This window comes from Synechococcus sp. Tobar12-5m-g, assembly GCF_024345415.1.
GTDB lineage: Bacteria > Cyanobacteriota > Cyanobacteriia > PCC-6307 > Cyanobiaceae > Regnicoccus.
This window is the reverse complement of record NZ_JAGQBB010000044.1, coordinates 1-7,550: the sequence shown is the minus strand read 5'-3', so window position 1 is coordinate 7,550 and position 7,550 is coordinate 1. Positions and strand designations below refer to the sequence as shown.

Here is a 7,550-nt window from a genome sequence, read left to right as displayed (position 1 = left end):
CGGAGATGGGCAAGATTTCGTGTCGCCGGAAAGAGGTTGTCGTCAAAGGCAACCGCAGAGCAGCTCAGGGGGCCTCACCGGCCAACTTGATTGACGCCAAACGGCCAAGGGGCTTGACGCGAGACAGCCGTGCCTGAATCCGCCGCCGAAGCGCTCCGCTGGGCCCTGACCCTGCTGCTGCCCCTGCTCCTTGCCAAGCTGCTGACCTGGCTGTTGCCAGGCGCTGGGATGACGAAGCGGGCTCGGCGCTGGCTGAGCGGGATGCAGGTTCTTGGGCTCGTGCTGGCCCTGATCGGTGTGATCACGCCCCTGGTGCTGTTCCCTATGGTGGTCGTGCTGATGTTTTGTTCGATCTTCAGCGGACTGCTGCAGATCCTCAGCCAGTTCACGGCCAGTTTCTCCTGCCCCGAACTGCCCCTGGCGGCTCAGGCCACTGTCTTGATCCAGCCCGGGCTGGCCCTGTTGGTGTTCGCCACGGCGCTGCGCTGGCTGTCGAAGCGGAAACCGCCAAGGCTGTTCGGCGACGATTAGGTAGGGCGCGTTGGTGGAGAACGAGCGAGAGCTGCACAGGCATCCCTCCGAGTGCGATGGGCACGACACCCCTCGCCGACCTGCTGCAGCTTCCGGGGGCCGCGGCGTTGGTAGCCGTGGATCTGATTTCCACACCGCCAGCGGAGTGCGAGAGAGACTGGGGCGACACACCAACACCCGGAGCCGGGTGGCTGCAGCCGCATCACTCCCATGCCAGAAGGGATCCCAGCAGGGGCGATCGCCCGACGGGCGGCCCAAAACCAAACCTGGCCCGGTCGCCCGGCAGCCGCCACCATCGCTCCGTGGCCTCCAGCCCCTCTGCGCCTTCCTGCGACTGCGCGCGTTCATCGCCGAGCGGATGCGCATGAGCCCCATCGACCAACCGCGGATGCTGTAGCCGAAGGCTTCCGCGAAGCGGTTGGAGCTGCTGGGAAGATGCAGCCCGGCCCCCGCGCACGACGTGGCCCGGCGGATCCTGGGAAGCGGATGGTGGGCCGGGTGCTCACCTGCATCGGCAACCTGAGCGACAGGGAATGCGACCAGCTGCTGTCGATGTGGCACAAGCCTCTTGCACAGAACCTGAGCTCAGCGGTAGCTGAGGAACTCGGCCAGTGTCATGCCGATGTCTTTGGCGATCTGGCGGAGCAAGGGAGGAGCGATATCGCGGCCTTTGTGCATTGGAACCGTGGTGCAGCGACCGCGGGAATCACGGAACTGCTGGTGGGAGCCACGCTGACGGACGACCTCGAAGCCCAGCTTTCTGAGGATGTCTGCCACCTCTGATGGTCTGAGAACCGGCGTTGAGCCCACGCTCAGGCCGGCACGATGATCTGCTGCAGACCCACGAAATCACTCTCCAAGGTCGGTTCGCCGTCTTCAAGGAGCATGGCGATCACCTCCTGGAGGTTGGCCTGCAGCTCATCGAGGGTCTCGCCCTGGCTGTGAGCACCCGGGAAGCCCGGGACGTACCCCACCAGCAGACCCGTGTCCGGGCAGCGCTCGATCACGGCTGAGAAGGTACGCACAGGCTCTGACACCTCCAGGTCAATCATCGTAGAGACCTTGCCACGTCTGGCCCATGGACGGGCGAGAAGCATGGCCTTGCGGCAGAACGTCCTCTTCACCAGTGCCACCCCCGTCACGCCCCAGCCAGGATGCCCCCATGCCCCCGCTACCGTGACAACATCTGGTCTCGGGCCCTGCCGGCACTGCATGTGGTGAATGCCCTGCTGACCTTCCCCCTGGCGCAACGGCTGGAGAACGTCCTGGCGGACGGCGAACCGGGCCTTGATGCCAACGAGGTGCTGGGTGCGTGAAGACAACGGCCTACTTCCGTGATGTGGTGGTCCAGAAGCACCCAGGGATTGAGGAGGAGTGGATCCAGCGGGTGATGGCCGAACCGCTCGAACAACGCAGGCAGGCCGACGGTCGCTACGCCTAGTGGGGCCTGGTGCCGGAGGTACAGAACCGTGCGCTCAGGGTCATTACCCTTGAGGACAGAGAGACCGTGCACAACGCCTTTTTTGATCGCGGCTTCCGCAAGGCCCGAAACCGGTCACAGACCTCCCCAGCTGCTGAGCGTCCTGAGCCATGAAGATCCGCTACTTCCCCGATACCGACACCCTCTACATCGAGCTGGCCGACCGGGTGAGCAGCAGCTCAGAGGCGGTGAGCGACAACGTGATCGTGGACTTTGATGAGCTTGGCAAGCCGGTGGGTGTGACGCTGGAGCACTACTCCCAGATCAGCGACAGCAGCACGATCGAAACCCTGCTTCCGATTTCTCCTGTGCTTCAGCCGGCCTGAACATCACCCCGGAAGCGGCACGCGGCCAGCCTCCTGACGGAGGCGTCGTCAGACAACGGCGTTGGTCCCTGGCTTTCTTCCACCATCCTTCCGCCGGACCTCCAGGCCGTACGGCTCCAGGGCCCGCAGCGGGGATTCCAGCTGCATCCACCTGGGATCCGCCACCAGCACGGCACCTGTCGGACCACGGCAGCGAAGGTGGCCAAGGAGGTGGACCAAATCCTCTTGTCCGTTCCCCCGCCGGGTGAGGCCCAGGCGTTGCCGTGGCCTGCGCCCACGCCAGAAGGGATCCCAGCAGGGGCGATGGCCTGACGGGCCACCCAAAGCCAAACCTGGCCCGGTCGCCCGGCAGCCGCCAGCATCACTCCAGGCCTCCAGCCCCTCTGCTACTTACAAGCGCCTGCGGCAGTACATCGCCGAACGCATGCGCATGAGCCACATCTACCAACCGCTGATGCTCCTGGAACTGCTGGGCCGCCACAGCCCGGCCCCTGCGCACGACGTGGCCCGGCGGATCCTGGCAAGCGAGGAGCTGAACGATGTCGAATCTCAGGGATTGGCCGTAGCCAATGAACGCACAGCGATCAAATCCTGATCACCAGTCGCTCGGAGGCTGCTGCTTGAAAGCGTCAACAGCGATTGGGTGCGTCCCGATGCGGCGACAAACTCAACCTCGTAGTTTGCGGGATCGTGAATAGCCACGACAGCACCGAGATCGCCCAACTGCAGACCAGCATCAGGTATGTCGTGAGTGAGAGCAACTGTCTGGTGCAAGACGAACATGACTTACTCCGGAAATGCGGTGACGAGCCTTGGCTGTCTGGAATGATCGGGGATCAGCCAGACCGTTCTGAATGGTCTGGATGCGCCGTTGGAGCCTTTCAACGTAGCACTGATGACTACTTTCATCCCATAGGTGCTGCTCTCGATCCGCTTAAGCGTCCCGGTCAGCCCATGGTGGAGCAGATCATCACGAAGCCGTGTCCAGGATTCAACGCTGTAGCCGAGTGAACGAAAGACCCTGGCCTTGAAGCGACCGACTGGATGCGTGTCTGAGAGCAGATAGTCGCAGATCTTGGCTTCGTCAACGATCGCGTGGTCTGCATGGGGGAGCATTCGTGGGCCAGGGTGATCGCCTGGGCTTCTCCTCCACAAGTGCCACCCCTGTCACACCCGCCAGGATGCCCCCATGCCCCCGCCCCCCTTGGCCACCTACGAGCGCCTGGTGGGCAAACTGCCTGGGGGGGGCGAAGGAAGATCGACCCTCACGCCATTCCCCATAACCGGAACTCCACCTGCTGAGAGGCTGCCTGGAAGTCCTTGTCGGTTGTCAGCAGCGTCAGGTCGTAGCGCTGGCAGAGTTGGATGAGCAGGGCATCGATGGTGCCGATCTGGATCCCTCGGCGGCGGCAGGCATTGCGGATTTCGGCTGCTGCAATGTGGTCCTGCTTGTCGGGCTGGATGAAAGCGAGGGCGGAAAGGCGCTCCACAAGCTGGTCTCGGTTTTTGGGGCCGGCAAAACCCTGCAGCACCTCCTGGAGCACCAATCCCGTGGTGAAGACCTGCTCGGCCCCCTGGAGAGCGGCACGGAGGCCGCCCACCTCAGGCAAGCCTGGCTGGCCATCACGGCGAAAGGCCAGCGACCAGACCGAGGTGTCGACCAGCAGGCTCACCGCTGGCGTTCCCGTTCGGCCTTGTAGTCGTAGCCGGGGTCCCACTCGAGCTTGCCGAAGAGCTCGGCAACCTGTCGCTGCTCCCGGCAAGCGATGAACTCCTGAAGGGCTCGGGTCACGGCGGCCTTCTTGGTGGGCTCACCGCTCACACGGAACGCGTGATCAAGCAGGTCCTGATCGAGAGCCAGATTCGTGGCCATGTGTGACCTCGCCGTGATGTGCCCACACATTAGGGCCATCGGCCTGGTTGAGGGGGCAAACAAAGACATGGCACCTGGCATGGGCTTCTCCTCCACCAGTGCCACCCCCCGTCTCACCCAGCAGTGGTGCGTTCAGGTGCGCTGCTGCCAGCGCCCTGCTCTCGGAAGTACACGGCATAGGGAAACCTCCGCAGCACGAGCCTGCGGGTCTGCCCGTGAATCGGGGGGAAGGATCGGGGATCGCGGCGAATGCGCTCCACCGCAGCAGCGAAGGCTTCAGCGAATTCCCGAGCCAAAGCCAGCTCAAGCCGGCTGTACCAGCGCTGGGTTTCCAGCAGATCCTCCACCGCCTCTGGGAGGAGGCGAACTGGGGGCGGAGTCATGCGATGCCGAGCTAGCTCCGCACCTCATCCCAGGGCACAGCCGCTTCGGGGTTGTCGAGATGGCTCGCCCAGCGCTGGTCGAGTTCGGCGCAGAGGGCAGGGTCGGGCGACAAAGCCCCATCACGGGCCTGGTCATCGAGGCTGTCCCAGAGGGCAATCGCCAGGGCCAGCCGCTCGTTCTGGGGCAGTTGCAGCAGGTCAGACACGGGCGTCATCGCCGCCACACCCAGCGAGGGACACACTGTAGGCACGGTCAAAAGGTGGCAAGAGGGACTGGAGAAATGGAGGCCATATCGAACTGCTCGGCCACGGATTTACCGGGCAACAGCCAGCCCGGCCCCAACGCAAGACGTGGACCGGCGGATGCAGGGCAAGGTGCTCACCGGCAACGGGATCAGCTCTCCACGCCGATGGGCAGGGACGCTCTGCGGTGGCGACCAGCCATCAGCGGCCCCGATGCCTGCGGCCCTGGGGAGCGACCCCCTTGGCCCTGCCCTCAAAGATCCAGGCTTCCGAGCAGTTCTTCGATCGAGCAGCCCAACTGAGCGGCCACGTCCTTGAGGATCTGCCGCAATGTGCCGACCCTCAGGGGCTTGTGGGCTGGAATGGTGAGGTGCTGCTGCTGGCCCCCAGAGCTTCGGCTCAGCCGCATGTGACTGCCTGTCTGACGGGTCAGCACGTAGCCATGGCGCCGCAGGCGCTCGGCCAGGAGCTGACCGTTGACGTCCCGCGGAATCCTCACAGGGCCAGCAGATCCTGCCTTACGTGATGGAGGCGGATCAGGGGCGGCGCCTCGCCGGGATCGAAATGGCAGACGACGGCGTCGCGAATCTCCCGATGCAGCTCCTCAAGGGTGTCGGCCTCGGTGTGGATCGCTGCAGCGGCTGCGCTGGCCCGGTAGGAGCCATCCTCCGCTTCCTCGACCACGAAAAGGATTTCCTGCATGGCGCCCTCCAGTGACTCCAGTCTTGCAGTGGTGGGCGGGATGCTGCCCCTGTCTGGGCAAAGGAACTGGGGCGCCACAGCCACACCTAGAGCCGGGTTGGCTGCAGCCTCAGCACGCCCACGCCAGAAGGGATCCCAGCAGGGGCTCCTGCCTGACGGGCCGCCCAAAACAAAACCTGGCCCAGTGCCTCGTACCACCGGCAAGACCGTGGCCATGCCAACGATGAATTCCGCCAACTCTTGCTAGGACTAAGACCTCACCACAGCCCGCCCGTGCCCTCCTACTGGTGGGTGAACCACAAGCAGACCTACCGGCAGGAGACCGACGGCGGCTACATCTGGTCGCCGAAAGCCAACGCCAACGGCGCCCGCAACGTGAGCTACGACAACCTCACCCGCTGCCAGCGGTGGGATGTGGTGTTCAGCTATGCGAAGGGGCGCATCAGCCAGCTGGGGCTGGTGGAAACGGCGGCGATCACGGCCACCAAGCCGCCGGAGTTCGGCTCAGCGGGGGAGAACTGGAGCCAGGAGGGCTGGCTGGTGCGGGTGAACTGGCAACCGCTGCGCCAGGCCCTGGTGCCGCAGACGTTCTTTGCGATGCTGCAGCCGCTTCTGCCGGAGCGCCACAGCCCGATCAGCACCAGCACAGGCCGGGGCAACCAAGGGGTGTACCTGGCCGGGCTGAGCGAAACCCTGGGGCTGCTGTTACTCCAGCTGATCGAGGAGCACGCCGATCCGGCGGTGCGGGTGCACCTGGTGGTGCCAGCGGAAGAGGGCGACTACACCGCTGCCCTGCTCGATGACATGCAGCGGTTGCGGGAGGTGCCGAGCAGCACCGAGCGCGATGCGCAGACCAAGGCGCGGCTGGGGCAGGGGTTGTTTCGTCATCGGGTGTCGGAGCTGGAGCCGGCCTGCCGGGTCACGGGCATGGCGCGGCAGGAGTTCCTGGTGGCGAGCCACATCAAACCCTGGCGATCCTGCGACAACAGCGAGCGGCTGAGCGGATCCAATGGCCTGCTGCTCTCCCCCCATGTGGACAAGCTGTTTGATCGCCATTGGATCAGCTTCGACGCAAGTGGCGAGCTGATCTGGCAGCACGAGGCAGCCGGCGAGGCCTTGCGCTGCTGGGGCATCGAAGGAGCGAACCTGATCCGTCCGTTCAACCGGGAGCAGGAGGCGTTCTTAGGTGCCCACCGAGAAGCCCTGAGGCACTGAGGCCGATGGGGTCAAGAGGCTTGGGTTGGTTTGGCCACAAAGGGCTGATCCGGCTGGCCAGGGCGCTTGATCACGGCGTGAGCGAGATCTTCCTCGGTGATTTCGGGGATCTCCTCATACTCTTCGGGTTGGATGACATGGGCATCCACGCGCTGAAGATCAAAGTGGATCTTGCCTTTAGTAGAGGTCGGGGAAAAAACAACGTTGCTCTCGCTCATTGGCCTTTCGCATGGAGATGATGTGCCTGATGCCGCAATCCAACGCAGACGATTCTGACTTCATCATAGTCTCGCCTTCGATCGGGGACCTCGATCGTTGGGCCGGCAAAGACAGTCTCAGCATCGAGAAAATGCAGGCCGCGTTGCTCCAGAGTCCACTGGCGCTTGGCCGGATCAAAGCGGATCACCGGGCAGGAAGCGCTGGAGGAAGGCCGCCAACGGCATGGGCCCGCAGCGGGGATTCCAGCTGCCGCCGCCCGGGATCCGACGCCAGCACTGCACTTGTAGGTGGGGTTCTGGGGCTGGGACGAGCTGCACCCGGTAGCGGTACTCAGCATCAGCCGCTTGATCGGGGCTCTGGATCGGCTCCGCTCTGGGCTCGAAGCTCATGAAGGCGGCGAGGAAAGGGGGAGGTTCTTGGGATTCCCGCATGACAGCCACGAACTGCCAGGCCCCCCGGGTTCAGGAAAGATGTCACCCCTTTCATCCGTACACCCGGGGGCTTGAGGAGATGACCGATGCGTCGCTACAGCGAGGCCGTCAAGGCTGATGTGAGAAGGCGGATGAGCCCGCCGCACA

Annotated in this window: 18 protein-coding genes; 5 read left to right on the top strand and 13 right to left on the bottom strand. The window is 64.4% G+C overall.

The genetic code is table 11. From position 1 onward, the window contains the following. The first annotated feature begins 129 nt into the window (after positions 1–129). The gene (locus KBY66_RS15475; protein WP_255090521.1) at positions 130–531 is read left to right on the top strand and encodes a hypothetical protein; all 402 of its coding nucleotides are present in this window, start codon (positions 130–132) and stop codon (positions 529–531) included. A 585-nt stretch (positions 532–1,116) separates the two neighbouring features. On the opposite strand, the gene KBY66_RS15470 is transcribed toward KBY66_RS15475, so the two are convergent. Both KBY66_RS15470 and KBY66_RS15465 read right to left on the bottom strand, forming a co-directional pair. Continuing rightward, positions 1,117–1,308 carry a type II toxin-antitoxin system HicA family toxin gene (locus tag KBY66_RS15470; protein ID WP_255090520.1) on the bottom strand — a complete coding sequence of 64 codons (192 nt, stop codon included), beginning with the start codon at positions 1,306–1,308 and terminating at the stop codon, positions 1,117–1,119. A 35-nt stretch (positions 1,309–1,343) separates the two neighbouring features. Continuing rightward, the gene (locus KBY66_RS15465; protein WP_255090519.1) at positions 1,344–1,556 is read right to left on the bottom strand and encodes a type II toxin-antitoxin system HicB family antitoxin; all 213 of its coding nucleotides are present in this window, start codon (positions 1,554–1,556) and stop codon (positions 1,344–1,346) included. Between the two features lie 129 nt (positions 1,557–1,685). Between KBY66_RS15465 and KBY66_RS15460 the strand changes: the two genes are divergently transcribed. The 3 genes from KBY66_RS15460 to KBY66_RS15450 all read left to right on the top strand — a co-directional run bounded on the left by KBY66_RS15460 (position 1,686) and on the right by KBY66_RS15450 (position 2,337). Then, entirely contained in the window at positions 1,686–1,847 is a 162-nt protein-coding gene (locus tag KBY66_RS15460) for a hypothetical protein (protein WP_255090518.1), read from the top strand. Next, entirely contained in the window at positions 1,844–1,972 is a 129-nt protein-coding gene (locus tag KBY66_RS15455; RefSeq protein WP_255090516.1) for a hypothetical protein, read from the top strand. The genes KBY66_RS15460 and KBY66_RS15455 overlap by 4 nt, the downstream gene beginning before the upstream one ends. Positions 1,973–2,121: 149 nt before the next feature. Continuing rightward, positions 2,122–2,337, top strand: a complete 216-nt coding sequence (locus KBY66_RS15450; protein ID WP_255090515.1) for a DUF2283 domain-containing protein — start codon at positions 2,122–2,124, stop codon at positions 2,335–2,337. A gap of 549 nt (positions 2,338–2,886) precedes the next feature. On the opposite strand, the gene KBY66_RS15445 is transcribed toward KBY66_RS15450, so the two are convergent. The 8 genes from KBY66_RS15445 to KBY66_RS15415 all read right to left on the bottom strand — a co-directional run bounded on the left by KBY66_RS15445 (position 2,887) and on the right by KBY66_RS15415 (position 5,538). Continuing rightward, positions 2,887–3,120: a DUF4926 domain-containing protein gene (locus tag KBY66_RS15445; protein ID WP_255090514.1), complete on the bottom strand. Its 234-nt coding sequence runs from the start codon at positions 3,118–3,120 to the stop codon at positions 2,887–2,889. Between the two features lie 3 nt (positions 3,121–3,123). Then, entirely contained in the window at positions 3,124–3,453 is a 330-nt protein-coding gene (locus tag KBY66_RS15985) for a DUF6883 domain-containing protein (RefSeq protein ID WP_255120301.1), read from the bottom strand. A 149-nt stretch (positions 3,454–3,602) separates the two neighbouring features. Beyond that, a complete protein-coding gene (locus tag KBY66_RS15440) occupies positions 3,603–4,010 on the bottom strand; it encodes a PIN domain-containing protein (protein WP_255090513.1) in 408 nt (135 codons plus the stop codon). Next, positions 4,007–4,210 carry a type II toxin-antitoxin system VapB family antitoxin gene (locus KBY66_RS15435; protein WP_255090512.1) on the bottom strand — a complete coding sequence of 68 codons (204 nt, stop codon included), beginning with the start codon at positions 4,208–4,210 and terminating at the stop codon, positions 4,007–4,009. The genes KBY66_RS15440 and KBY66_RS15435 overlap by 4 nt, the downstream gene beginning before the upstream one ends. Before the next feature lie 113 nt (positions 4,211–4,323). Next, positions 4,324–4,593 (bottom strand): type II toxin-antitoxin system RelE/ParE family toxin, encoded by a 270-nt coding sequence (locus tag KBY66_RS15430; protein ID WP_255090511.1) that lies wholly within the window; start codon positions 4,591–4,593, stop codon positions 4,324–4,326. An 11-nt stretch (positions 4,594–4,604) separates the two neighbouring features. Further along, on the bottom strand, positions 4,605–4,808 hold the full coding sequence (locus KBY66_RS15425; RefSeq protein ID WP_255090510.1) for an addiction module protein: 204 nt from the start codon (positions 4,806–4,808) through the stop codon (positions 4,605–4,607). 281 nt (positions 4,809–5,089) lie between these two features. Beyond that, on the bottom strand, positions 5,090–5,335 hold the full coding sequence (locus KBY66_RS15420; RefSeq protein ID WP_255090509.1) for a type II toxin-antitoxin system HicA family toxin: 246 nt from the start codon (positions 5,333–5,335) through the stop codon (positions 5,090–5,092). After that, positions 5,332–5,538 carry a 2-oxoisovalerate dehydrogenase gene (locus KBY66_RS15415; protein ID WP_255090508.1) on the bottom strand — a complete coding sequence of 69 codons (207 nt, stop codon included), beginning with the start codon at positions 5,536–5,538 and terminating at the stop codon, positions 5,332–5,334. The genes KBY66_RS15420 and KBY66_RS15415 overlap by 4 nt, the downstream gene beginning before the upstream one ends. A 273-nt stretch (positions 5,539–5,811) precedes the next feature. Here KBY66_RS15415 and KBY66_RS15800 point away from each other — a divergent pair, with 273 nt between their 5' ends. After that, on the top strand, positions 5,812–6,753 hold the full coding sequence (locus KBY66_RS15800) for an HNH endonuclease (protein WP_255090507.1): 942 nt from the start codon (positions 5,812–5,814) through the stop codon (positions 6,751–6,753). Positions 6,754–6,764: 11 nt separating this feature from the next. Here KBY66_RS15800 and KBY66_RS15405 read toward each other — a convergent pair whose 3' ends face one another. Genes KBY66_RS15405 through KBY66_RS15400 form a run of 3 tightly spaced genes read right to left on the bottom strand, consistent with a single transcriptional unit; the run spans position 6,765 to position 7,403 of the window. Beyond that, a complete protein-coding gene (locus KBY66_RS15405; RefSeq protein ID WP_255090506.1) occupies positions 6,765–6,971 on the bottom strand; it encodes a hypothetical protein in 207 nt (68 codons plus the stop codon). After that, the gene (locus tag KBY66_RS15980; RefSeq protein WP_255120302.1) at positions 6,968–7,159 is read right to left on the bottom strand and encodes a BrnT family toxin; all 192 of its coding nucleotides are present in this window, start codon (positions 7,157–7,159) and stop codon (positions 6,968–6,970) included. The genes KBY66_RS15405 and KBY66_RS15980 overlap by 4 nt, the downstream gene beginning before the upstream one ends. Continuing rightward, positions 7,146–7,403, bottom strand: coding sequence for a hypothetical protein (locus KBY66_RS15400; RefSeq protein WP_255090505.1), 258 nt, complete (start codon positions 7,401–7,403; stop codon positions 7,146–7,148). Before KBY66_RS15400 ends, KBY66_RS15980 begins: the two co-directional genes overlap by 14 nt. Positions 7,404–7,550 lie beyond the last annotated feature (147 nt).